We start from the raw sequence: 24,178 nt of genomic DNA, 5'->3' as shown, positions 1-24,178 counted from the left end.
AAACTTACTCAAATTACCTAGGTCGGAGCTAGCATTAACAGTTTAATTAGCATTGGGAGTTGAGTCAGAATTAACGCATTTTCCCTGTTGATTAAGGTTGGGGGCTGGGTTGGAGAGTATCTTATCAACAGCAGCTTGTTCTTGAATCCATCCGATTTCCCCCGGTTGCAGCTTGGCGCTTTCTACTTCAACGGTTGGCTTAACTGCTGGGGAAGGCGAGGGAGTTGCCACAGCGGGAGATGGATTCAGTGTCGGTTTTGAAACTGTAGAAAAATCTTTATTTGACTCGGGTTTGGGAGAGTTCGATCGCACTATTTCAGGAATCGAACAAACTTTCAATTCCAGCCAATTGCCTTGAGGCGTAAGCTGTTTGTTTGTCACCTGCAAAACGCTGCCGGCGGGGACTGTTCCTTTGACAGTCAACTCACCGATTGCGCCTCGCAAATCCAAGCGATCGCCCTCTTTTCCCAATTCCCCAGCCGCAGAACTTTTAATCTCTATAAACGAGCCGGTTTCTAAAGATTTGACCGGAGAAGCTACAGATTCAACTGTTTTCTCCGGCGTCTTTCCAACTTTAATTAAACCGCGTTTCCCGAAAATCGACTCCCCGGCAGTATCGATCGCGCGACCCACCGGAGGGATGAAAAAATAAGCAAATACACCCCCCAAGCCTAATAAAAATAAAATTTTCAGCAGCAGCGAAAATAAACTTTTGCTTTTTTCCGGCTGTAACAACTGCGTTTTTCCTTCAGAATTCCCATTGCCAAGGCTTGTGGGCCCATTCAAATCCGTTGGCAAATCCTCGCTGTCGGAAATTAGTTCGATCGGCGTATCTAAAGGTGCGACAGACAGTTCTGTCAAAGTATTGCCGTCTTCCCTCAAATGTGCTTGACAGTGAATTAAAGCAACAGTGACGTTATCGTGACCGTTTCTAGTATTAGCAATCTCAATCAGTCGATCGCGCGCCTTAGCCAAACTAATGCTACCGTCGAGAATTGGCAAAATCTCCGCTTCCCAACATTCCTCAACCCGGTCTTTATCACTCAAACCGTCGGAACACAGCAGCAAAACGCAGTCTTCATCCACTGGAAAACGCTGCACAGTCGGGTGCAAAGTGTTGGACGAAGTAATCCCCAAAGCTTGAATCAGAGCTCCGGCGGCGACTTGTTCCAAAGCATCCCGGTAGAGAGAGTAGCCCAAACGCACCTCGCGGCAAGCCACATTATCATCGAGAGTAAGTTGATAGCAGCCAGTGCGGGTAATCCAGTAAGCCCGACTGTCTCCGACGTGGGCGACGTAAAGCTCGTGAATGTGGGCTAAACCCATAACTAGCGTAGTTCCCATCCGCTGGCGGCCTTGGCGGTGTTCGCTGTCGTTGCGACTGGCTATCTTGTCGTTAGCAGCACAAGCTGCCCGTTCCAGCTTGGAAGTCAGGCTCAACGGGTCCCAATTAGCTTGATGTAGGGGCATTTGCTGCAACTTTTCGCGCAGCACACCAATTGCTTCTTCCGAAGCGACTTCGCCCCCGTCTTGTCCACCGATACCGTCGCAGACGATCGCGCAAGCTTCCGCACCCGGGCTTCCTGCCAACAGCGTACCGCTGGGCGGATAGCAAGCATCTTCGTTGTGAGCGCGGGATCTGCCTACATCCGTGCCCGTGGCAATTTCAACGTGACGATCGTAAAATCGGCCGCACTTTGCCAAAGCTTTATCCAACTGGCTCATCAGTTGTTCGCCGTGGCGCACTTGACCGGCAACCATTTGCTGGCAAAGTTGCCTCAAAAAATTGGCAATAGTTGGGTGAGCATCTTCGAGCCACTGCTGCCACAATTTGCCCAACTGGGACAAATGAGGCTGTTTGCGATCGGGCTGCAATTCCAGAAACCGCACCAATTGCCCTTCTACCCGTAGCAGTTCGGGAGTCAGCAGCGTCGAAGCCACGCCCTGAGCGATACAAGGCTGCCACAACTTGGCCATTTGCCACAGCCAATTGAGCTGGCGCATCGCTGCAGCTCCTTTCCAGGAGTCCGCCAATTCCGGCATTAAAGATTCCGTCACCTTCAAAATAGGCACGTTTTCCAGTAGCCAGATATCTCCCGATAGCTTGCTCATCTTGGACGATACCAGGCCGTATACTTGAGGTACGTGCAACTGATAGGCAAACAGTCTCAGATAAGGAGTGACAACACTCGGAATCTCATCGGGCAGTTCCGGCAAGTGTTCGGGTTGAGTATCGACAAGAAGTCGATCGCGCTTGACCAAGTAGCGACCAGCGATCAGATCGCCTGGCTTACACCCTTTGATCCCTTCACCTAAAGCCCATAAGTAGTGTTTTGCCACAGAGTTTTGCATAAGGGTTCCTGACGCCTTTGGGCAAGCGTGCTGATCTGAACTATTTTAGCGATTGAACCTCGACGGGTTGATACGTGGCGATTATTTGACACCCCCGCTTTCTCAACAGACGGAGATTCTTAAGACTTCGCAGTCCTAATATCCTGATTTTTCAGGTTCCCTGGCTCACCACGTTTGCACTGTTGTGTGCGTAGCGATATCTCCTTACAATGTTTTAGGCGTGACTTTCCCCCAGTCCAGGGGTAGGTTTTAATGTCTTGTACTGACACGAACAGTTTACCATTTTGTTGACTGCCGGATGAATCTTACTATGAGCTTTCAGGGTTAGACGATCGCGCGACACCCCAGTCATCGGCTGGAAATCACGCTGTTTTCAGCATATTCATGATAGCGGCAATTTCCGAAGAAATCGCAGCACTCAAGGGAATTGAGATTTTAGACTAACTCTAATGGTATGATGCAGCTAGGTAGAAATCACCTGAGCCGACAGATATAAATAAATATCAATTGTCGGTTTTCTCGCGAAGGGTCATCTGTGCCTCGCGCCCTTGTTTTGCAAAGCAGAAGTTAAATTTAACCCTACCCAAAGACGGATACAAGCCCGCAGATTCATCTGTCGAGTCAATCTCAAATCTAAAATCTAAAATCGACTGACGGATGCCAGCCCCCGACAGGAATCGGGGACAGCAAAAAAATTAGATATTAGTTCCAGCCCCCAGATTGATCTGTGGAGTCAATCTAAAATCTCAAATCTCAAATCTAAAATCGACTGATGGACGCAAGCCCCCGACAGGAGTCGTGGAAAGCCAAAAAAATTAGATATTAGTTCCAGCCCCCAGATTCATCTGTGGAATCAATCTAAAATCTAAAATCTAAAATCTAAAATCGACTGATGGACGCAAGCCCCCGACAGGAGTCGTGGAAAGCCAAAAAAATTAGATATTTAGTTCAAGCCCCCAGATTCATCTGTGGAATCAATCTAAAATCTAAAATCTAAAATCTAAAATCGACTGACCGGCCTCTGCAAGCTGTTGAGTATTTAACCATGGCCCCACATGAACCCAGCGCCTTTTCCAAGAATTTGCCCGATCCGAAGCGGCTGCCTGCTGTTGAAATAGACGAAATACTCACTAGCATTCAACATTCTCACAGTTTCTATTACAAAGTGATGAATCTTGAGGTTTGGGCGCTGGTGGAAACCTTGGATGGGATGTTTCCCGGCGCTTGGGGTCAGTTTATGAGCAACCGCCAACTTGCAGTTAAACAGTTTTTGGAACGCGATCGCGTTCCCAATTCTCCGGTTGATGCTGGGGAGGCGGGGGAGAAGTCCGATCGAAGTCAGAAGAAGGAAGAAGCCGGGAGTCAGGAGTCAGGAGTCAGAAACAAGCAGGAAGAAGAATAAAAGCAGATTTTCAGCTTTAAACCCCCCGTACTCCCAGGGCGGTTTCATTCTCACCAAAAACGAGGTTTTTGTAGGGGTAGTGCCCCCGTGCCTACCCCCGCCACCAACCATCGATCGGCAGTCAGACCAAAAGGGCCGGCACGGGGAGTAGGGGTAGCACGGCCCCTACAAGAAAATGAAACCGCCCTGCGGTACTCCCGTGATTAAGAGGAGTAGGGGGGATCGAAACTCAGCTACAAGCGACATTTATTATGGGTTTCAATCTTAAGTTGACATAAATGCCGATCGCCCGTTAGCGAAGCCCTCGAAGAGGATCGCCCTTACAGGTGAATTTTGGCATCAACTTGAGGCAAGCCCATGCTGTAGTTGACAGCGCGGCTGTTGAGGTTGTAGCTGATTTGGCCTTTTTGTAAGAACGATCGTACCAAGTGTTCCAACTCCGAACCGATGCGGCGGAGGTTGTACTCGGTCAAATCTTCGCCCTCGTAAGCGTCTACGAGTTGGTCAAATTTGGCATATACCTGTTTGACAGACTCATCATTCCAGTTAAGTTCGTTATCTGGGTCAATGTCGAGCGTCAAAAGGTCATTGCTGGGTACGAGTTCGTTATCTTCGAGGATGGCGGTGTATATGCGAATATGGCGGGTTGTTGACTTAAGCTGCATGAGTTCTTATGTGTAAAGATTTTTTGCTGAATTAATTGTAATGGGTCACAGACCTTTGCAGGAGAGTAGGTCGCCTGTTGTGCGATCGATCGGCATATCTCACTCCCCCTCAGACTTCAAGGCAAAGACTTGGAATCGGTAGTTTTGAAACCTACTTAATTCAAGACTAAAAACGAAAGCATTCGTAAAGTATAATAGTTCAGAATTGGCATAGGAGGACAAGGTGGAAGGCAAGAGATTTATTCACTCCCTGCAACTGCAAAACTTCCTTTCCTATGGAAGTGAAGGGGAAAAAATTGAACTGCAACCCCTGAATGTATTGATCGGTACTAACGCCTCCGGCAAATCTAACTTCATTGAAGCGATGGGAGTGTTGAAAGCAACAACTACCGACTTACTTGCTCCGATTCGTCAAGGAGGTGGTATCAGCGAGTTTCTGTGGAAAGGTGAAAAAGGTATTCCCACAGCAAAAATTGAGGCTATTTTAGATTACCCAGAACGAACGATGCCACTGCGCTATCAGATTAGTTTTACCGCAGTCGGTCAGAGACTTGAAGTAGTGGACGAAGCTATAGAAGATAGGGCACCGCGCCATAGTTCTGAAAGCCATCCATTTTTTTACTACCGTTATAGCGATCGGGGTCGCCCTGTTATCAATGTTATAGAGGACAACGAGCCGCAAACAAGAAAGCTGCGGAATCTGCGGCGAGAAGATATCATTCCCGATCAATCTATCTTATCTCAAAGAAAAGATCCAGAACTATATCCCGAACTATCATATCTGGGAAATAAATTTGCCGACATTGGTTTATATCGTAACTGGCAGACAGGGAGAGATGCAGTATCTAGAAAAGCTCAGCAAACTGACTTGCCAGAACATCCCCTCCTAGAAGATGGTGGCAACTTAGGACTGGTTTTAAATAACTTACAGTATCAATTAGGAAGTAGGCTGATTATTGAAAAATTACAACTGTTCTACGATGCAGCCGAAGAACTGAGTATCAAGATTTATGGCGGTACTGTCCAGATATTCATCCGCGAAACAGGATTAATTCAGCCAATTCCCGCAACTCGTTTATCAGACGGTACGCTGCGTTATTTATTCTTGATAGCTTTACTCCTCGATCCAACTCCCCCGCCACTTATTTGTATTGAAGAACCGGAGATTGGCTTGCATCCCGACATTCTGCCTGCTGTTGCTGAAATGTTGATCGAAGCGTCACAGCGCACACAATTGATTGTGACAACTCATTCCGATGCTTTAGTGTCCGCTCTGAGTCCTGAGTCAGTGTTAATATGCGATCGGGATGATAAAGGAAGTCACCTGAACCGTCTCGATCCCGAACGACTGAAAAAATGGCTTGAGAATTACACTTTGGGAGACCTTTGGCGGATGGGAGAAATCGGGGGCAACCGATGGTAAAAGAAATTCGCATTTACATCGAAGGCGGCGGCGAGGGCAAGAATACAAAGGCATTGCTCCGACAAGGATTTAGCAGTTTTTTCAAAGAAATTGTGCAGGTTGTTCAAAGCAAGAAAATCAAGTGGACTATCACTCTTTGCGGTTCCCGGAATAATGCTTTTAGGGATTTCAAGAATGCTTTGGCAGATCACCCAGATGCGTTTGTCATCCTTCTGGTTGACTCAGAAGCACCTGTTGTAAAGCAGTCGCCTTGGGAGCATTTGAAGTCGAGGGATAACGGGGATTCGCCTGGGGTTGATGACACTCATTGCTATCTCATGGTTCAAGCGATGGAAGCTTGGTTCATGGCGGATATTGATACTTTAAAAAGATTTTACGGGCAGGGATTTAAAGAAAATGCGATTCCTAAAAAGATCAATGTAGAGACGATTGAAAAGGATTTGTTAGAACGAAGTCTGAAAGCAGCTAGCCGCGACACAAAATCGAAAGGCGAATATCAAAAGATACAGCACGCTTCCAAGCTGTTAGAAATGTTGGATGTTGACAAGGTTCGCAAGGCTTCTTCAGAGTGCGATCGTATTTTTACAACTCTCATCAAACTCATGGAGGATTGAAGCGATGAAAGTAGCCAAGGGCGCGAAGCAAGACAGGGAGAAAGGGAGGGTGGGCGATCGTCAATTTCTCGGAATCCCGAAATCTTTTAGTTGTTCGGGCGTCCAATTTTTGTAATATTCAGTTTTCTCTAAAGAATCGGAAGCTGGCTTCAGCTTAGAATTTACTTGAACAGTGAAGCCCGGATAGGGCATCCTCCGAGTATGAAGCCCGTCAATATTAAAATCTTCTTCGGGATGGATGTGAAAAGCCAGCAAGCCCAACTCTGAAATCTGATTATTCAATTTGTCTATCAATTCTTTAGTTTCTGGCGCACTAATTGCAGTTTTTTCGGGATTAATTACTACCATTATTTCAAATTCCGAATTGTAAAATTCATAAATGGATTTCATTATGGCAGAATCGCGATCGAACTCAGTCAGCGCTGAAAACCGCTCGATTTTGAATAAAATTTGATTAGCCAAGCGTGCCTTTTTAGCGAAGGGACAAATCGGTAAATCGCTGAAAACTGGATGCGGTAACTCGACAAACTCGGTCATCCATCTGAGGGTAGATTCTATAATTTCCGTGTCAGATTTATTCATCGAAAATTTATGTATTTGACATTTCACACTCATCATACTTTATTTCTAAAGCGATGCACACCCCACTATTGGTATCAATTTAAGACTGACACCCATAATAAATGTCACTTCTATCAAAGTCTGGATCCCCCTAAATCCCCCTTAAGAAGGGGGACTTTGAGTGCTTCCGGTTCCCCCCTTTTTTAAGGGGGGCTAGGGGGGATCTCCGGGTCAAGAAAACACGCCCTACTCCTGCCATTTCTAAAGACTCAATTCGTTACTACAAAGATTAATTCATTCGTGAATTGTGCCATCTGGCATAATTGCACCTGCGAGTTTTGCCGTTTCCAGATTTGCTCCAACCAGTTTAGCTTCCTTCAGGTTAGTTTTCTCTAAGTTTGCACAGCTCAAATTTGCTCCGCGCAAGTCCGCAGAAGTTAAGTCTGCTCCACTCAAGTTTGCTCCATATAGGTTAGCCCCAGACAGATTAAAGCCACTCAAGTTTTGCCCGCTTAGATTAACGCTCTGTAAGTTTACCCCAATCAAATTTACCCCTGTGAGGTTAGCACCATCCAAGTTAGTGGCACTCAAATTTGCCCCACTTAACTTAACACCACTCAAGTTAACGCCACTAAGGTTTGCATAACTTAGATTTGTGCCAGTCAAATTTACCCCACTCAAATTCATGCCACTAAGGTTAACTTGTTGAAGGTTTACTCCAATCAAACTTACCCCTGTTAAGTTAACACCACTAAGGTTGGCACAACTAAGGTTGACTTTAGTTACCTTCGATTGACTTAAATCGGCTCCTGTCAGGTTAGCACTACCTAGACTTGCCTGAGTTAAGTTAGCGCTACTGAGGTTTGCTGTAGTCAGGTTTGCGCTATCTAACTTTGCTTCGCTTAAGTTAGCTTGACTCAAATTTGCCTGAATTAGTCTTGCGTAATACAAGATTGTATTGGTTAAGTTAGCCCCACTCAAGTTAGCTTCAATCAAATCAGCGCTTTGCAAGTTTGTTGAGTTTAAATTAGCGCCTTGCAAGTTAGCTCCAATCAAATTTACCCCAGTCAATTTGGCACTTGCTAGATTTGCACTGCTCAGGTTTGCTTGACTGAGACTGACATTAGAGTCGAGAGTTTTCCCACTTAGATTTACTCCCGTTAGGTTAATCCCTGTAAAGTCGCGTTCTCCGTCTTCATACCGTTGCCAAAATTCCTCAGCACTGATAGCTGGTTCCAGATTTTCTAGTGCAGAATCATCTATTTTTGCCTCTTCCTCAGATTCCGCAGTATCTGCATTCACAGGAGTAGCAGCAGCCTGTTCTACCGCTTCGCTAGATGCTGGAATCGCTGTCTCCTCGATCGCCTCTTCGCGCAATAACCGATCGACCCGATCGCTAAACCGCCTCACAACCTCAGCATCATCAAGCTTCTCACCAGCATTCGAGCTTTTCTCAACCGCATTCTCAACGTAATACTTATCTACAAAACTTTGCAACCCAGCATTATATCCCTGTCCTACCGCCTGAAATCTCCATTCGCCATTCTTCTTGTACAAGCGTCCAAATTCTAAAGCCGTCTCTTGGGAAAATATCTGATTTAAATTGTACCGAACCAATTCGCTAAGATTCTCTGAATTGTAAAGCCGGATAAAAGCATTTTCAACTTGACTAAAACTTTGATTTTTTTCCTGTCCCTCGTGAAGAGTCACCACAAACACTATTTCCTGAATCGCCGAATTGATTTTACTCAAATCCACATAAACCGTCTCATCATCTCCGTCTATTTGGCCAGTCGCGCTGTCTCCTGAATGCCTCACCGCACCGTCGGGGGAGGTCAGATTGTTGTAAAATACAAAATACTTTTCATCAGGAATCCGACCGTCCGCCCCTAACATAAAAACAGATGCGTCAATGTCGCAGTTTTGTGCTGTCTGGCTGACTTGCCAACCCAGGGCGATCGCAATTTTACTGAAATTAGGACTTTCTTTAGAAAGATTGAACCTTTCACCCTTAGTTAATTCGATACTCATATGCGATAATTCCCTTACCTCATAAATGGTATTAATTCTCTCATCTATGTTAACCCGATCGCAAATTGGATTTTATCTCGAAGACATCGAAACCCCAATTGGCAGAACCGTCAATTTAACTCTTACCGGACTAATTCTCCTATCTTCGACCAGCTTCATCGCCGAAACTTACCCGATTTCGGAAACTGTCAGAATTAATTTGCAAACTCTCGATACAGCGCTTTTAGTTTTTTTTGTGTTTGAGTATTTATTGCGACTATGGTGTGCCGAAAATCGAGTTAAATTTATTTTTAGTTTTTTTTCAATTATTGACTTGCTGGCAATATTACCATTTTTACTGGGATTTGTCAACGTCAGTTTTATCCGCATTTTCCGCTGGTTTAGAATTCTCCGACTCATCCGTTTTCTGGACTTGAAAATTTCTATTTTTCGCATCAGCAGCGAAGATGGGGTGATTTTTGCTCGGATTTTGTTTACTTTGCTGGCAATAATTTTTGTTTATTCTGGTTTGATTTATCAAGTCGAACATCCGGCAAATCCCGAAAGTTTTGGAACTTTTTTGGATGCTGTTTATTTCTCGGTTGTCACCATGACGACTGTGGGATTTGGCGATGTTACTCCGATTTCGGAATCCGGTCGTTTTCTGACTATTTTGATGATTTTGACGGGAATTGCTCTGATTCCTTGGCAATTGGGGGACTTGATTAAACACTTAGTTAAAAGTGCTAATCACGGAGAAGCTGTTTGTAAAGGTTGCGGTTGGTCTGTACACGATGCTAATGCTAGATTTTGTAAAATGTGCGGCAGTCAATTAGAGAATGGTTGACTGTTGACTGTTGACTGTTACAGCAGTTTTCAGGTAGGGACACAGCATTGCCCGTTGGTGACAACTTAAACCTGAAACCCCTGATAAATGTTGGTTTTAGGCAAAGTCTAGATCCCCCTAAATCCCCCTTAAGAAGGGGGACTTTGAGAAGAATCTTGTTCCCCCCTTCTTAAGGGGGGCTAGGGGGGATCGAGTTATAATCGTCAAAGAGTAGACCGGTACTAGGTTTGACGTTAAGTTGACACTAATGGGCATTGCCGTTTGCCTACAGAAGATTGCCTCTAATTTATATGTAGCAGTATTTTTCATAATAATTAATAACCAATAACTATTGACTACTGACTACTGACTACTGACTACTGACTACTGACTACTGACTTCTTTAAGCTAACGGTAACAAAATTTCAAATTCAGTGCCTCTGCCTAATTCCGATCGCATTCTGAATGCACCGCCGTGTTTGCCCGTCACTATTTGATAGCTAACGGCTAAACTGGTTTCTTTGAGGGCGCGTTTTTCCGTAGAGAATGATTCTATGATTTTTTTGTACTTGCTAGGTGACATTCCTGGCCCGTTATCGGCTATGCAAATCGAAACCCAGCGAACATGAAGTTTATCTAAATCCGGCGCAGGTTCGGGACAGCAGACTTGAGTTGTGATTTCAATTTTAGGCTGGCGATCGGCGTCTCTGAGTCCTCCACCTTTAAACTCTTTCGCCAATTCTTGACCGACTGCTTCATTAATTAATGTATGAATAGCATTGGTCAATATATTCATAAATACTTGGTTTAGCTGTCCTGCATAGCACGGCACTGGTGGAAGGTAGCCGTAGTTTTTCACTACTTGGATTTCCCTAGTCAAACGACTTTTGAGCAGCAAAAGTATGCTGTCTATATTGGCGTGCAAGTCGGTGGGTTTGGGATAAATATCGTCGATGTGGCAGAAGTTTTGCAAACTGGTTGCCAACTTGCTCAAACGTTCTGCACCTGATTTGATGCTAGCCACAGTTCGGAGAAAATCGTTTTGCAAAAAGTCATAGTCGATCTCTTCTTTGAGCCGTGCTATTTCCGGCGGGGGATCGGTACAGTATGCGTCGTAAACTGAGAGCAATTCCATCAAGTTTTTGCTGTAGTCGCTGACGTAGGTTAAATTCCCCCAGATAAAGCCTACGGGATCTAAAATTTCGTGGGCTACTCCGTTGACTAAACGCCCTAAACTAGCCATTTTTTCGCTTTGAATCATTTGAGTTTGGGCTCTTTCGTAGCGGACTTGAGTTTCGATGCCACGAATTTGCCAGTAGGCGATGTTTAGTGCGTTAGGGTCTAAGAGTCGGTAAGATTGGGAGTCTATTTGGACGACGATCGGTTCTGCCTGCAATTCGGGCGATCGACGCAGAGCTTGTGGGGCTGCTGCCAAAATGGTTGTACTCTCTGCCACCAATAATATTTCGACGCGAGCGTAACTGTAGAGAACTTTTAGTGGCAGGTGCAAAAATAGCTCTGGGCCTTGGGGTTTGAGCAAATATTCCAGCAGTTGCCTGCGGGATATCATGCCAGCAAACTCTCCTGCTTCCATCAAGACGACCCCCGGCACTAGGGGATACTGTTCAAACATTTCGGCAACTGCCACGGCTAAGCAGCTCGATTTAACCTGAAAGTCATACAGGGGCAAATCCCAGAGTGTAGACTCTAGGGAAAGGTCTTGATGGCTGCCTTCGGAGAGTGAAGGGCCAAGGAGTTTGGAACTGAATTTATTTGCCACTGGAACTTTTAGTTGCCGAAACGCTGGGAAATTGAAATGAGAACCTACTACTAAGCTACCCTATCATTTCACTTTTCTGAGCGAACAACCGAGAATATTCTGGAGTTGATCATGTTGTGCCAACTATAGGCAGGAGAATTTCAAATTCAGTATTCTTTCCTGGTTGCGATCGCAATTTGAGTTGGCCACCGTGCTTTTCTGTGACGATTTGATGGCAGATAGCCAGCCCCATACCGCTGCCTTTGCCTGCTGGTTTAGTGGTAAAAAAGGTGTCAAATATCTGCTGGTGATTTTCTGGGGCAATGCCGGGCCCGTTATCGGCAATGCAAATTGCCACCCGCTTGCCGAGTTCGGTTTCTATAACTTTAGTGGTAATTTCGATTTGGGGCTGCCAGTTGTCCCCGCACGGGGTGTGTATTTCTCGATCGGCTGCGTACTCTGTCAGGGCGTCTAGAGCATTAACTAACAAATTCAAAAACACCTGACTCAACTGTCCGGAGTAGCCGCTAACTAGCGGCAGTTCGCCGTAATTTTTAACCACTTCTATGCTGTTTTTAAAGCGGTTTTTCAAAATTAACAGCGTCATCTCCACGCATTCGTGAATGTCTGTCTCGGCTGGTTTTGCCTCGTCCATGTGAGAGAAGTGGTGCAGCCCGTTAACTATTTTTAGCAATTGCGAGGCTCCCAACTCCATCCCTTCTAAGGTGATCGGCAAATCTTCTTGTAAAAAATCAAATTCAATTTCTTTTTTAAGGGCATCAATTCGGGGACAGGGTGCCGAATATTCTTCTTCATAAACCGACATTAGCTGTAGCAAGTTTTCAAAATAGGACAGCAGAAAAGTTAAATTTCCCCAAATACAGTTCAGCGGATTTCTGATTTCGTGGGCTACTTCTGCTACAATCCTGCCCAAACTCGCCATTTTTTCTGTTTGGATGAGTTTGGCTTGGGTTTGTTTGTGGAGTAACTTATTTGTTAATTCGTGAATTCTTGATTGAGCGACCATTAATTGGTGTAAGTCTAACAGCTTGTAGGTCTGAGGCGCTATTTCCACTACTACGGGTTCGTAAATTAATTCGGCTGATCTGTAAAGACATTCCTGGGCTGCTTCTACTATTAATTTACTGGCGGGAAGTATGAGTTCCTCTGGCCTGGCCAACTTGTACAGCACCTCTATTGGTCGCTTGAAAAACATTTCTACTCCGTAGCGGCAGTTAACTTTTTCAAAAAATAGACGCCTCGATATTATGCCGACAAAATTACCCCCATCTGTCAAAATTACGCCGGGAAGCATGGAATTTTGTTCAAAAGCCTGGGCTACTTCTTTTGCCTGTTGAGTTAATTCAATTTGGCAGTTGTAAAGTGGCAGGTCTAGGAGAGTTGATTCTAAGGAGATGTTCCAAGTACAAATTTCAGGTATATGCAACACTGATAACTCCGAGCTAGTCTCACGCACAGCAAACATAGATGAAACCCCTGTTAAAAATTGTATTCATGAACAACTTAAGTTGCTATTAATTCATAACGGGTAATTGGTAGCGGGTAGTTGCTAATTTGTCAAATTACAACAGCACCCGATGGGAAAACCCGATCGCAGTAGCATTATCTGCTAAAGATTTTGTTTCTAAGTCAATATTAAACGATCGAAGCTTTTGTGGAACTTACGGAGTAGGCGCTTTAAACTTTTTACCATGATATACCTGCGATCGGGTGTTTTCGGAAAATTTTTAATATTTATAACTAATTATTGTGATAAATTATACCATTTTTCCAGTGGTCGAAGGGAATTGGAGAACTGCGATCGGGTTATCAGTGAATATACGGGCATCCTTCAAGGGTTCGAGGGCCCGGATTAGCCATCGTCCAAGGGGCTTCAGGCTGCAACTGTCAAGACTAGGGCCCAGGCCAAAGGAAGTTCGGCAACGGATTCGCTTTCTTCGGATGTAACTGAGATGTTGCACCATTTTCAACAAGCTTTTTATGAACAGGCTTTTCGGCCTGTTCCACAAGAAAATTCACTCTTTGACAGAACAGGCCCGAAAGCCTGTTAAGCGAGAATGGTGCAAGATGTGAGATGTAACTGATATCTTGCACCATTCTCAATTAGCCCTAGGGGCGGGCTCGCCAACAGCCTTAAAGCTTGCAAATAGGTTCTATAAACCCGCCTGACCCCACGAAAAATCCTCTTATTGATATTGCTGCAAGATGTGAGATGTAACCGAATGTAACGGATAGAAGGCTTTAGTTATCTCGGATCGCGAATTAAATAACTTACAATTTTAATTGTTATTGTGGGATGGGCGTCCCGCCCGTCATGAGTGGACGGGCGGGACGCCCATCCCACTTTCAAGAGTGGAAGTTATTTAATTCTCATTCCCTAGGAGAGAAGGAAGAAGCAATGTTCCGCAAGGGTTTGTGGAATTAAGAACATCCTAACCGTCGGCCCCAGTTCCTATACCACTACAAAGAAATGCAACTTTAGGCAACTTCCGAACCTCAATAGTCATCAGTTTTTTGCAATCTGCAATCTGCAATCTGCAATCTGCAATCGTCTTAGGGTTCCACCTCCGGCCAGAGGCGTTCTAGCTGATACCGCCAAGCGGCGAGAGTGTTTTCGCGAGACTCTCGGCCTAGTTCCATTTCACCCATCAATCCCTCTGCGTAGAAACGGTCTAAAGTCTGAAGGGTAGTTTCCACAGACTGTCCCTGCATCTTCGCAGCTTTGATGATTTGACGGATGCGGCTTTCTATCAAACCGTCGAAAAAGTCAGACAAACCTCTCTCTTGCAAAGCCAGCAGTCTGGCGACGGCGGCCGAGAAATCGGCGGCCGCGAGTGTGGCCGGGCTGTGCTGAAATACTCCCCACAAAACGTTTTGATGTAAGGCGTAGCGAGTTTCCAGGGTGGTGTCAAAGTTAGCTTCTAGCAGTTTATCAAGAAATGGTTGAGCTTCCTGGGCATCGGCGATCGGCAGCAAAATCCGCAGCCAACTCCCGTCTTCTGAAAGGAGGACTAACAGGCGAAAATTGGGGGTTTCTACTTGCCAAGAAGTGGCAGCAGGCATCTCAACACTCTCACCAAATAAGTCTTTAAGGGTATTGCTAATTTCTTCGGGAGTCATAATGATTTTAGATTTTAGATTTTAGATTTTAGGTGTCAAAATTTGTCGTATTTACCAGTATCGCATAGTATCAACTCCATCTCTAATCTCTAATCTCAAATGGATTTAGTAAAAGTAGGATGTATACCGAGCACATTTCAACGCTTGGTGTTTAGGCGTGCACCTTACCCTATCGATATTTACCAATATCGGTCAATCTAAAATCTAAAATCTAAAATCTAAAATTGGTTTATGGTAGCCAGCGGGGGTGATAGCCGGCAAAGGGAAGTTCTTCTGGCTGTACTTTGGCGGGAGAACCGTCTGCAGGTCTTTCTACTAAGGGTAGCAGCCAGAGGCGGCTGGTGGCGATCGACTGTCCACTATCGTTGCGGGGACTGTCTGCTGCTGAGGGAGTTGCTGCTGTGACTGATTGGTCGAAAATTAATGCCAGTCCGTCGGGAGATAAACTGATTTGGGTATCTAATTGGTTGGGCAAAATCAGCAGCGGTTTGATGGTTCCTACCAAACGAGTACCCTCTTTTTTGAGGTCGATGGTGGCGATGAAAGGCTGTTCTTTGTAGCTTTCTGTTTTGAGGCGTTGGGCTAACAAACAGTAGAGACGCTGAACTTGGTTGTCTTCGTTTTTGCGGGGGTCGAAATAAACGGCCATAATGCTGCCGGGAATACGCAATATTTCTTGTTCTACACCTTGGTTATCTAAGATGAAAAGCGATCGAGTAAAATCGCTGTTGTATTTAACATAGGCGGCGGCGGAGTTGTCGCGGGCCATGCCCAATACTTGTTCGTATTTTGGCAAAAATTCGACTGGATCTGCTTCGGGTTTGAGGGGGACGATCGCTAATCCTTGTTTTTGAGATATTACCATCGATATGCTATCGGGGCGAATCATAAAATCTCCGCCTTGTTCATTTTCCAATGGTCTGGGCGGCACTTTTTCTTCCACAATCCAAGGACTGAAATCGCCGGGATTGCGGCGGTTGACGCGCTGGACAACTATGATTTTTCCGTCGGCTGAGAGGTCGAATTTGAGGTTTTGGTAATCTTTGGAGTCTAAGATTTTGTCGATTCTACCGGCTGGGTATTTTGGTTGATTTCCTGAGCCTGATTGGGGGTTGAGGCCGGTGGTGACTGTGAAGAGTTCTTGATTGAGGGTGCCGCGAGTACGGGCGATCGATCGATCTGTGGCGGAGAATAAAATGCGATCGCTGTCGGGATATGGTTTAAAATCGGTGACAACTAAATCTTTGGGAGTCAGCGGTATTGGTTTCGAGTCGCTGCTGGTGAGATTGACTAGCATTAATCTGCTTTCTGTTTCGCCTTGGACACCGATGTAAGCAAAAGCTCGATCGCGACTGCGAAAGGAACTGCTAAACGGTTGCATTAGCGTTCCTTTATTTTGGTTTTTTTCTCCGAAATACTTGTCGGTTGCTCCGGCGAGTTTTAATGTGTAGGTAACGCCGTAGGGTGCTGGATCTTTGAGGGTGTAAGCCATGCGCCTTCCAGCCCAACTAAATTTACCGGGGAGGGGGGGTTCTAGCTTTAAGTTTTCCTCGACGGTGGGCTGGTTCATCGGCCGAAAGAATGTGAGGATAAAGCCGGTATCTTCGGCGCCGATTTGTTTGTTTTCCCAGGTAAATTCTCGCACTCTGGGTGCTGTGCGATCGCCGCTCAGCAGCAGCAGCCCGATTAAGAAGCTCAGCACTAGCATGAGGACGATCGCCGTGCGGTCGATCGGCTGTTTGAATGGCCCAATAGCGAAGGGTGAAGGATTAATTTTTTTCTTAAAAATACTCACCAATCTTTCTCTCCTACTTTCTGCTGAAAATTAACTACCAAATTTTCCCTATTAAATTTTACACTTATGGGCCCATTCCTAACACTCACCCAGCCATTTTTTTACCACAGTAAATGGCTGCAACGAGTTATTTCCCGTAACAAACCTAGTTTTTGAAACTTGTGGTGCCTCCAGGACTGAATGAAACTTAAGATATTAATTAGGTGGGACACGCTGCAGTTTCAACAGGTTTGTTTACTGAAACAGTTGATTGATGGGGATTAAATCCATCGGTGATATTTTATCGATCGGCAGACCCAAACCAAAAGCGACTCTACACCAAAGTAGACTTGCCAGCACCCCTACAAACAGTGCTGTTAATTGAATATCCTGCCAAAAACAAGTTAGTCCTTCTTTCCACAAACCGTAGTTAGTTACTGCGTAGGTAGGAAGGTCGCCGAGAGCTACAGCAATCACGGCACCTAAATTACCTTTTAAGTGATATCCCAGCGGTATACTTATACATAGATTCACAAAAGTCAGCAGATTTCCCATAGCTTGGTACTGAGACTTTCCTACGGCTAACAGACAAGAACCCATCAGATTGTAGAGGGTGGTGTGCCAGATACCTAAAGCCAAGATAGGCATCATCCAAGATGCCGCCTCATACTCTTTCCGATACAGTGTTAAAATTAACTGATCTCCGAAGCTCACAAAAATTGCTAAACCTACGGCTAATGGTATTAGAATTAACTTGCGGTTCTTAAGTATCTTCGCGCGCAACTCCTCCCGTGGCAACTCTGCCAGCATAGAAATCGAGGGAAAAATCACCCTGCCGCTAATGGCGATGATGACTTGGCGCGGCATATCGCCGAGAGTAAAAGCGATGCCGTAAATGCCCAACGTTGTTAAAGTAAATATTTTCCCCAGGATGAGTCTATCGGCTTGAGAACACAAGAAATACAAAGCCGTAGACAGAAATATCCATTTCCCATAAGAAAATATTTCTTTAACTGCTTCTTTATCCCAAGCAAAGCGGTTTGACTTGCCGGGAATCAAAAAATGGCTCCATACTAACTCTATTAAAGCTCCACTCAAGCCGCCTGCAACGATCGCCCAGACGCTGCGATCGAACCAGGCCCAGACAATCATTACTGTAGTAGAAAAAATCTGTTGGCCTAACTCAAAAATTACTACTTTCTTCACTGCCATTTTGCGTTCTAGGCTGGATGTGGCAGTGGATTTAAAGCCTCCTATTAAGGAATTTATACCTATTACTGGAATCAACCACTCCAGACGGGCATCTCCATAAAAACTCGCAACAGGCTGGGTAATTATAATCAAACAAATCCAAACGAAAAAGCTGCGAATGACTTGCAGTGTCCAAGCGGTGTTGAGAAATTGAGGATCTTCCCCGCGCTTATTCTGGATGATGCTTGGGCCTAGACCTATGTCTGAAAATAAGTTGATCCCTATGATGAAAACGTAGGTTAGACCTACCAGACCAAATAGTTCGGGCAAAAGCAGACGCGTCAGGATTAAGTTGCTGCCAAATCGGATAATTTGACTGATTCCATAGCTGGCGATCGTCCAGGCCGCACCTTTGATAGCTAATTTTTTTTCTGCTGACATATACTCAGAATTTATTTACTAATGACGAGTGTAGTTGCTGAATTTACTTTTGGCAACTACTACAGGATGCTTTTGCAAGTTTGATCGCTGACTGTACAGTATCTTAATTTGTATACGCAGGACGGTTCTGGACTGTCGATCTCGCAATCAAGGTAAAATTTAATCTGATACTTATTCCACATCTAATAATCATAAGGGTTTTTTGGTTCAGGAATTGGTTTGAGGGAGGATGCTTGAATGGTTAATTTGCGCTTGCCTTGCAGTTCTTCTACGATCGTTTCTCCTTCTATTTCTAGCCAACTGTCTGGGGCAAAGGCGGCGCGGCTTTGACCGATCGGTAATTTTACAGGCAACCCGATCGGATAGGCGTCTGCCGCGCAGCAGGTAATGATAAAACGCCCGAGCCACATATATTGTTCGGCTATGTTGGGGGGGTGAATTACAAATCCTTGAACTTTGACTTTTTGACCTCTGTATGTATCCGGTTCGGGGTTGAAATTTAACAGCCGCACCCATTCGACGAGCGATCGATTTTCTGGTTTGGTAGTATTGCGAAATTCTTGGGGTTGCAGTCTGGTGATGGGCAGGGCTTCGGTGAGGCCCCGTTCTAAAGCTGTCTGGCTGGTAAATGTGCGTGGCGTTATTAGTAAACCTATTAATGCGACGCTCAACATTAAGGTGCTGCCGATACTGGGGGGAAACAAAGTAACGTGTTCAACTTCTGTGATTCTGAGAGAGTTATTTGCTGTTGATGTCCGCGATTGCTTTGTGGTGCGATCGAGTTTTAAGAGTTCCCAAGTTTTTAAACCGCCAATAACTATTAAGCCGATTCCTCCTGCTAGAGTCAAGCCAAAGTAATTGGGGTGAATGAGAATGCTTAATTTGCCCGTGATCCAATATTTGAGGAGCAATATTCCCCAGGCTAAGATAGCTAGGGCATCCAGCCAGGGGCTAATTTTTTTTAAATTCATTTTTTAAGAGTGACTGGGAAGGAAGAGGGTAGAAGGAAAAGAAAAAAAACTATCCGTATATCGGTGACTTCTGTGTCGGGGAGCAAGGTAATTGAAAATAGCCCATCGAAAATCATCGTATGAGTTGTCTGTTTGAGCTAGTTTATTAACCTAAATGCAAGTTAATAGAAAGGGTCATTAAAAAGGTTAACTGAGCTGCTAATACAATTAAGTAAACTACGGCTCTACCTTTGAAAATTGACAGCATTAAACCGATACCTTTGAGGTCAATCATCGGGCCGAAAACGAGAAATGCTAACAGCGAACCGCTGGTAAATGTGGAAGCAAAAGACAGGGCAAAAAAGGCATCTACTGTAGAACAAATCGATACGACTGCCGCTAATAGCAGCATGGCTAGAATCGAGGAAACGGGGCCTTGGCCGAGGTTGAGAATTAGTTCGCGGGGGGCGCCAACTTGAATGATGGCTGCGATCGCACTTCCGATTACCAACACTCCTCCTAATTCGCGCAACTCCTGTACCATAGTATCTAAAAGCAGGCGCAGACGCTCTTTAGAAACGGGGTGGAACATTGAGGAAAGTTTCGAGGTTTTTTCTGTTTTGCCTGTTTGTAATGGCTTCCAGTTGTCTTGTAGCAAAGATTCGATCGGCACCACCCCCCCCGGCTGACCGAGCATAAATGTTCCCGACTGCAACAGCAGCGGAGTGTTAGCTTGGACGAGTTCTTTTTCGGAAAACTCTGGTTTTGGCAGAGGAATCGCACGGGCTACAGAGGGTTGCAGCAGAGGCCGCAAGTCTTTTTGGGCGCTGAACACCCAGCCGATAATTGTGGCTATAGACAGAGAAAATACCACCCGAAAAACTACAATTTCTGGCTGATCCCGAAATGCCGTCCAAGTAGCCCAAATTACCACGGGGTTGATGGTGGGGGCCGCCAGCAAAAAGCCGATCGCTGCTGGTGCGGGTACTCCCTGCATCAGTAACCTGCGGGCTACGGGCACGTTACCGCACTCGCACACGGGAAACAAAAAGCCGATCGAACTGCCCATCAAAGCCGCCAGCAGCGGGTTTCGCGGGATGCGCGATACGAGTTTGCGTTCGTCTACAAACCCCAGCAGCAAACCTGAAAATAAAACTCCGAGCAGCAGAAAAGGTATTGCTTCTACTAACAAGCTGAGAAACAGGGTGAAAGCATTATTTAACTGATTTGTCAGGGCGGGTTGCATCGATCACCTACTGGTAGATTGCTATTTAGCTATACGTCTTTGGTAGAACTCCTTGTAGATCATACCAAAGCATAGCACTAAGTTAAGATCCCGTTAATTTTATTTTGTCTTTTTTTTGCGGGAATTTGTAGAGCTTCTAATTTAATCAATGCTGATGCCTTGAATGATTGGGAATGGTTAAACTTGTTTTAATTTGAATGAACTTCTATTCATATCCGCCTCGTACAGCCAATCAATAATTGACCGAAATTATCCAGGATACAAGCCCCCGAATTTATCCCTGGGGTCAATGCTTCAATTCTAAAATCTAAAATCTAAAATCTAAAATCGATTGACTCTGCGAACCGTCGCCGATTTGATAGATATTTCGGGTAAAAATAATTGTTTTCACGACAAACCTATAGGGGACGCACTGGCAGGTGTGTAGCTGGCTGAGCGTTACGGAGGGTTGCGAGTACCGGATCGGGGATATGGGATAAAATCGCCTCAAACGCCTTAGCACGGGCGAGGGCGTCCCGCCATCGCGATAGCCAGCTAAAATTCCGGGGCGTCACCCCCCGACTTTCTGCTTTTAAATTTTCTGCTGACGGGCTGCATCGTGTTGGCGATCGGGCAATTCCGATTTTCTTCTATTATCAATCACTTATATTTCTCAGCCTAATATTTTATTAACACAAGGTTAAGATGACCACCTAAGATTAATGGATAGTTAAATAGTAGAAACAAGCGTTAATACCGCTCAAGTCAGTATAAAATAAAGTTAGGTATAATTACAAGGGCGCATTGATCTCGGTGATCCTCAATCTTGCCTAATACTTTAAGTGGTAAAATTTTCCTTGGTACAGTCAGTTTTTTGTGTAATTTAAAATGCAGTTGGCCAGAGGGATGTCTGTCAAAGCACTCAGCAACTCACCTGCTGACCTTTGGTAGCTTAATGTCTGGCAAATAGAACCCCAAAAAAAGCGTGCTGATAAATTTATGTTCAATACCTCCTGCGTAGAAAGACCAGTCCAACCCCTCTCCGAGGCTGACCTAGGAGAACTTTGTTTAGACTCTACTCTCCAAGAATTGTCGCTTTACGATTTTCAGGTAGAAGCTACGGATTGGGGAATACGAATTTCTCAGATGTTAGAAGCTAATCCGCTGTTACCGGGAGTCATTGTGACCCATCAAGGTGAATTTGCCGGTATGATTTCCCGGCGGAGATTTTTAGAATTTATCAGCCGTCCTTTTGGGCGAGAATTATTTTTAAAGCGACCGGTGAGGGCTTTGTACCGCTTTGCCGAAACTGAGAGTTTAATTTTTCCCAGCAATACTTTAATCGTGGATGCAGCCCGGAAGTCGCTGTTGCGATCGAAAGAACTGCTTTACGAACCGATTGTGGTTCAAGTGTCGCCTCAAACTTATAGTTTGCTAGACGTGCACGAACTGTTAGTAGCCCAATCCAACATTCACGAACTAGCAACAAAATTGCTGAGGCAGCAAACTCAATCTCAATTAATTCAAACCGAAAAACTAGCGAGTTTGGGACAGATGGTAGCTGGAGTTGCCCACGAAATTAGAAATCCCGTCACCTGCATCAGCGGAAATATCGGCTTTTTGTCCAACTACTCGAAAGACATCATGGAGTTGCTGTCTGCTTACGAAGAGATTGTGGGTAAAAGCGAAAAAATTGACCATCTCAAAAAAAATATAGAATTTGATTTTTTGCAAGAAGATTGGGTGGAAATTCTCAAAAGTATGAAAATTTCATCGCAGAGGCTGACCGAACTCGTCACTAGCCTGCACACATTTTCTCACATGGACGAAGCCCACTTGAAGCAAGCTAATATCCATGAATGTATTGACAGTACGCTGCTAATTATGAAAAATCGTCTGAAGTACGGATTTAAAGTAGTTAAAAACTATGGGGATTTGCCTTTGGTAAAATGTTACTCGGGTCAGTTGAGCCAGGTATTTATGAATATCATCAGTAATGCGATCGACGCTTTGGAAGAGGTAAAAGCAGAAAAAGAATTTATGCCTGCGATTACTATTGAAACCGAGGTAATAGAAAGTTGTGACGGAGACTGTGTGAATTCGGAATTAATTCAAAATTATGTTAGGGGCGATAGACCAAATGCCAAACAGCTATTATCCGCCAGCCAAAACGGCGACTTATGCCCAGAATCTGCGGAAAAAAATCAAAATAACGCTTGGATAGCCATCCGAATTGCCGATAACGGGCCGGGAATTCCGCCCGAAATTCAGCGGCGGATTTTTGAGACATTTTTCACCACTAAACCGGCGGGGAAAGGTACCGGTTTGGGGTTGGCAATTACCCATCAAATTGTTACGGAAAAGCATAAAGGCAAGTTAAATTTGCATTCTACGCCCGGTACAGGTACTGAATTTGAAATTTTGTTGCCATGGATTTGAATGCCTGGGCGACTTGTCGATATCGATTTACCGCCCAAGCGGGGGCGGGTTTATTAGAGGAGCAATTTTAGGCGGAGATTGTTTGTAAAACCCGCCCCTACCAATCCGTTACGCTCGAAGCTGCACGGGCATTACCAAGAATGTAGCATTGACTCCGCCCAAAGGCTGGAAAATTACGGGGGCTAAAGCACCGTTTAATTGCAGTTGAATTTCTGGGGATTGAGCAGTTTTCAAAATGTCAATTAAGTATTTCACGTTGAAAGCAATATCGATGCTATCTCCCGAAATCTGTGCGGGCATTGACTCTTTGCCACAGCCGACATCTTTAGCATCTACAGACAAAGTAATTTCCTGATTCTCCTCGTCGATGCTGCATTTGAGAATATTGTTTTTTTGGTCGGCAAAAACTGCTATTCTTTCAACTGCTGCTAAGAACGATCGCCTTTCTAAGGTAATTTGCCGCTCAAAAGACGGCGGAATCAACTGCCGGTATGCGGGATATTGCCCTTCCAAGGTGCGAGTGGTCAGCCGCTGGTCTGCCCATTCAAACACTACTTGACCGTGTTCAAAATGCAGGGTTACAGGTTCAGTCCACTGCCGCATCACCAGCATTCTTTCTACTTCCCGCAATGCTTTAGCGGGGACTGTCACCTCAAATTCTTCTTGGGTTTCTTCGCCTTCAGCTTTTTCATTGGCAGTTTGAACTACTGCCAATCTGTGGCCGTCTGTAGCTGCAAATTCCAAGCAATCTTGTAATACCTTTAAATGCACGCCTGCAAGTACCTGTTTTGCCTCGTCGGGGCTTGTCGCAAATAAAGTTCCTTTGAGTCCTTCTATCAAGGCTTCCGGCGGCAATTTGAGGATTGTTCCGGCTTCGATTGCGGGCAATTCTGGGAATTCTTCTGGGCCCATGCCTCTAACTTGGTAGCTGCCAGAACTGCAAGTGAGATATGCTACGGTGTCCCCCGCTTCGTCTTCTAAAGTAATTTCTCCATCTGGGAGTCTCGAAACAATATCGTTAAGCAATTTAGCGGGTATGGTAAAACTGCCGCCGCCTGTTACTTCTGCTGCGAAGCTGGTACGAATGCCCAAACTGAGATCGAAAGCTGTCAAGCTAACCCGCTGATTTTCCTCATCCGCTACTAAGAGCACGTTGGCGAGTACCGGATGTGTCGGGCGGGAGGGAACGGCCCGACTTACCAACGAGAGGTTGGCGTTGAGGTCACTTTGGGTGCAAACCAATTTCATGGTACGAAGGTTAATTAACCGGATTTGAAACAGAAACAAATGGTATCACAGAAAGCCGGCGGGTCGGTTTTTCTCTGTCAGGGCTTAAGGCTGGGCGCTTATTCCCGGTTTCTACGCAAAATTTTGTCTGTAAAAACGAGAAATCTTCCAAGAAACC

The 24,178-nt window shown here is 45.1% G+C and carries 17 protein-coding genes; 5 read left to right on the top strand and 12 right to left on the bottom strand.

What is annotated here, in order from left to right:
- Positions 1-42: 42 nt before the first annotated feature.
- Positions 43-2,352 (bottom strand): protein phosphatase 2C domain-containing protein, encoded by a 2,310-nt coding sequence (locus tag QUB26_RS02030; RefSeq protein WP_333239355.1) that lies wholly within the window; start codon positions 2,350-2,352, stop codon positions 43-45.
- A 1,045-nt stretch (positions 2,353-3,397) separates the two neighbouring features.
- On the opposite strand from QUB26_RS02030, the gene QUB26_RS02025 reads away from it, so the two are divergent.
- Positions 3,398-3,754 carry a hypothetical protein gene (locus QUB26_RS02025; RefSeq protein ID WP_333199915.1) on the top strand — a complete coding sequence of 119 codons (357 nt, stop codon included), beginning with the start codon at positions 3,398-3,400 and terminating at the stop codon, positions 3,752-3,754.
- 320 nt (positions 3,755-4,074) lie between these two features.
- Here the strand turns inward: QUB26_RS02025 and QUB26_RS02020 are convergent, their stop codons facing one another.
- Positions 4,075-4,419: an NAD(P)H-quinone oxidoreductase subunit M gene (locus QUB26_RS02020; RefSeq protein WP_333239357.1), complete on the bottom strand. Its 345-nt coding sequence runs from the start codon at positions 4,417-4,419 to the stop codon at positions 4,075-4,077.
- A gap of 223 nt (positions 4,420-4,642) precedes the next feature.
- On the opposite strand from QUB26_RS02020, the gene QUB26_RS02015 reads away from it, so the two are divergent.
- Both QUB26_RS02015 and QUB26_RS02010 read left to right on the top strand, forming a co-directional pair.
- Complete coding sequence (locus QUB26_RS02015) at positions 4,643-5,842, top strand: AAA family ATPase (protein ID WP_333239359.1); 1,200 nt, start codon at positions 4,643-4,645, stop codon at positions 5,840-5,842.
- Positions 5,836-6,456 (top strand): DUF4276 family protein, encoded by a 621-nt coding sequence (locus tag QUB26_RS02010; protein ID WP_333239361.1) that lies wholly within the window; start codon positions 5,836-5,838, stop codon positions 6,454-6,456. The genes QUB26_RS02015 and QUB26_RS02010 overlap by 7 nt, the downstream gene beginning before the upstream one ends.
- A 60-nt stretch (positions 6,457-6,516) precedes the next feature.
- Here QUB26_RS02010 and QUB26_RS02005 read toward each other — a convergent pair whose 3' ends face one another.
- A complete protein-coding gene (locus tag QUB26_RS02005; protein WP_333239363.1) occupies positions 6,517-7,038 on the bottom strand; it encodes a hypothetical protein in 522 nt (173 codons plus the stop codon).
- A 273-nt stretch (positions 7,039-7,311) separates the two neighbouring features.
- The gene (locus QUB26_RS02000; protein WP_333239365.1) at positions 7,312-9,048 is read right to left on the bottom strand and encodes a pentapeptide repeat-containing protein; all 1,737 of its coding nucleotides are present in this window, start codon (positions 9,046-9,048) and stop codon (positions 7,312-7,314) included.
- A gap of 25 nt (positions 9,049-9,073) precedes the next feature.
- Here QUB26_RS02000 and QUB26_RS01995 point away from each other — a divergent pair, with 25 nt between their 5' ends.
- Positions 9,074-9,874 carry an ion transporter gene (locus tag QUB26_RS01995; protein ID WP_333239367.1) on the top strand — a complete coding sequence of 267 codons (801 nt, stop codon included), beginning with the start codon at positions 9,074-9,076 and terminating at the stop codon, positions 9,872-9,874.
- 382 nt (positions 9,875-10,256) lie between these two features.
- Here the strand turns inward: QUB26_RS01995 and QUB26_RS01990 are convergent, their stop codons facing one another.
- The 7 genes from QUB26_RS01990 to QUB26_RS01960 all read right to left on the bottom strand — a co-directional run bounded on the left by QUB26_RS01990 (position 10,257) and on the right by QUB26_RS01960 (position 20,355).
- Positions 10,257-11,633, bottom strand: a complete 1,377-nt coding sequence (locus QUB26_RS01990; protein ID WP_333239369.1) for an ATP-binding protein — start codon at positions 11,631-11,633, stop codon at positions 10,257-10,259.
- 109 nt (positions 11,634-11,742) lie between these two features.
- Complete coding sequence (locus QUB26_RS01985) at positions 11,743-13,098, bottom strand: ATP-binding protein (protein ID WP_333239371.1); 1,356 nt, start codon at positions 13,096-13,098, stop codon at positions 11,743-11,745.
- A 1,088-nt stretch (positions 13,099-14,186) separates the two neighbouring features.
- Positions 14,187-14,753 (bottom strand): hypothetical protein, encoded by a 567-nt coding sequence (locus QUB26_RS01980; protein WP_333239372.1) that lies wholly within the window; start codon positions 14,751-14,753, stop codon positions 14,187-14,189.
- A gap of 229 nt (positions 14,754-14,982) precedes the next feature.
- Positions 14,983-16,548, bottom strand: a complete 1,566-nt coding sequence (locus QUB26_RS01975) for a hypothetical protein (RefSeq protein ID WP_333239374.1) — start codon at positions 16,546-16,548, stop codon at positions 14,983-14,985.
- 234 nt (positions 16,549-16,782) lie between these two features.
- Positions 16,783-18,159 carry an oligosaccharide flippase family protein gene (locus tag QUB26_RS01970; protein ID WP_333239376.1) on the bottom strand — a complete coding sequence of 459 codons (1,377 nt, stop codon included), beginning with the start codon at positions 18,157-18,159 and terminating at the stop codon, positions 16,783-16,785.
- A gap of 182 nt (positions 18,160-18,341) precedes the next feature.
- Positions 18,342-19,130, bottom strand: coding sequence for a TIGR03943 family putative permease subunit (locus QUB26_RS01965; RefSeq protein ID WP_333056768.1), 789 nt, complete (start codon positions 19,128-19,130; stop codon positions 18,342-18,344).
- A 145-nt stretch (positions 19,131-19,275) separates the two neighbouring features.
- On the bottom strand, positions 19,276-20,355 hold the full coding sequence (locus QUB26_RS01960; RefSeq protein WP_333056769.1) for a permease: 1,080 nt from the start codon (positions 20,353-20,355) through the stop codon (positions 19,276-19,278).
- 978 nt (positions 20,356-21,333) lie between these two features.
- Between QUB26_RS01960 and QUB26_RS01955 the strand changes: the two genes are divergently transcribed.
- A complete protein-coding gene (locus QUB26_RS01955) occupies positions 21,334-22,773 on the top strand; it encodes an ATP-binding protein (protein ID WP_333316341.1) in 1,440 nt (479 codons plus the stop codon).
- Positions 22,774-22,881: 108 nt separating this feature from the next.
- Here the strand turns inward: QUB26_RS01955 and dnaN are convergent, their stop codons facing one another.
- The gene (dnaN, locus tag QUB26_RS01950; RefSeq protein WP_006632140.1) at positions 22,882-24,021 is read right to left on the bottom strand and encodes a DNA polymerase III subunit beta; all 1,140 of its coding nucleotides are present in this window, start codon (positions 24,019-24,021) and stop codon (positions 22,882-22,884) included.
- Positions 24,022-24,178: the final 157 nt, after the last annotated feature.

The organism is Microcoleus sp. B4-C1 (assembly GCF_036705285.1).
Taxonomy (GTDB): Bacteria; Cyanobacteriota; Cyanobacteriia; order Cyanobacteriales; family Microcoleaceae; genus Microcoleus.
The sequence above is the reverse complement of the archived record's forward strand: the minus strand, read 5'-3'. Positions and strand labels throughout refer to the sequence as shown.

Excerpts from the sequence above, each read along its gene's own strand:
- QUB26_RS02030 (WP_333239355.1), bottom strand. The coding sequence starts at position 2,352 with ATGCAAAACTCTGTGGCAAAACACTACTTATGGGCTTTAGGTGAAGGG.
- QUB26_RS02025 (WP_333199915.1), top strand. The coding sequence starts at position 3,398 with ATGGCCCCACATGAACCCAGCGCCTTTTCCAAGAATTTGCCCGATCCG.
- QUB26_RS02020 (WP_333239357.1), bottom strand. The coding sequence starts at position 4,419 with ATGCAGCTTAAGTCAACAACCCGCCATATTCGCATATACACCGCCATC.
- QUB26_RS02010 (WP_333239361.1), top strand. The coding sequence starts at position 5,836 with ATGGTAAAAGAAATTCGCATTTACATCGAAGGCGGCGGCGAGGGCAAG.
- QUB26_RS02005 (WP_333239363.1), bottom strand. The coding sequence starts at position 7,038 with ATGAATAAATCTGACACGGAAATTATAGAATCTACCCTCAGATGGATG.
- QUB26_RS02000 (WP_333239365.1), bottom strand. The coding sequence starts at position 9,048 with ATGAGTATCGAATTAACTAAGGGTGAAAGGTTCAATCTTTCTAAAGAA.
- QUB26_RS01995 (WP_333239367.1), top strand. The coding sequence starts at position 9,074 with ATGGTATTAATTCTCTCATCTATGTTAACCCGATCGCAAATTGGATTT.
- QUB26_RS01985 (WP_333239371.1), bottom strand. The coding sequence starts at position 13,098 with ATGTTTGCTGTGCGTGAGACTAGCTCGGAGTTATCAGTGTTGCATATA.
- QUB26_RS01980 (WP_333239372.1), bottom strand. The coding sequence starts at position 14,753 with ATGACTCCCGAAGAAATTAGCAATACCCTTAAAGACTTATTTGGTGAG.
- QUB26_RS01970 (WP_333239376.1), bottom strand. The coding sequence starts at position 18,159 with ATGTCAGCAGAAAAAAAATTAGCTATCAAAGGTGCGGCCTGGACGATC.
- QUB26_RS01965 (WP_333056768.1), bottom strand. The coding sequence starts at position 19,130 with ATGAATTTAAAAAAAATTAGCCCCTGGCTGGATGCCCTAGCTATCTTA.
- QUB26_RS01960 (WP_333056769.1), bottom strand. The coding sequence starts at position 20,355 with ATGCAACCCGCCCTGACAAATCAGTTAAATAATGCTTTCACCCTGTTT.
- QUB26_RS01955 (WP_333316341.1), top strand. The coding sequence starts at position 21,334 with ATGTTCAATACCTCCTGCGTAGAAAGACCAGTCCAACCCCTCTCCGAG.
- dnaN (WP_006632140.1), bottom strand. The coding sequence starts at position 24,021 with ATGAAATTGGTTTGCACCCAAAGTGACCTCAACGCCAACCTCTCGTTG.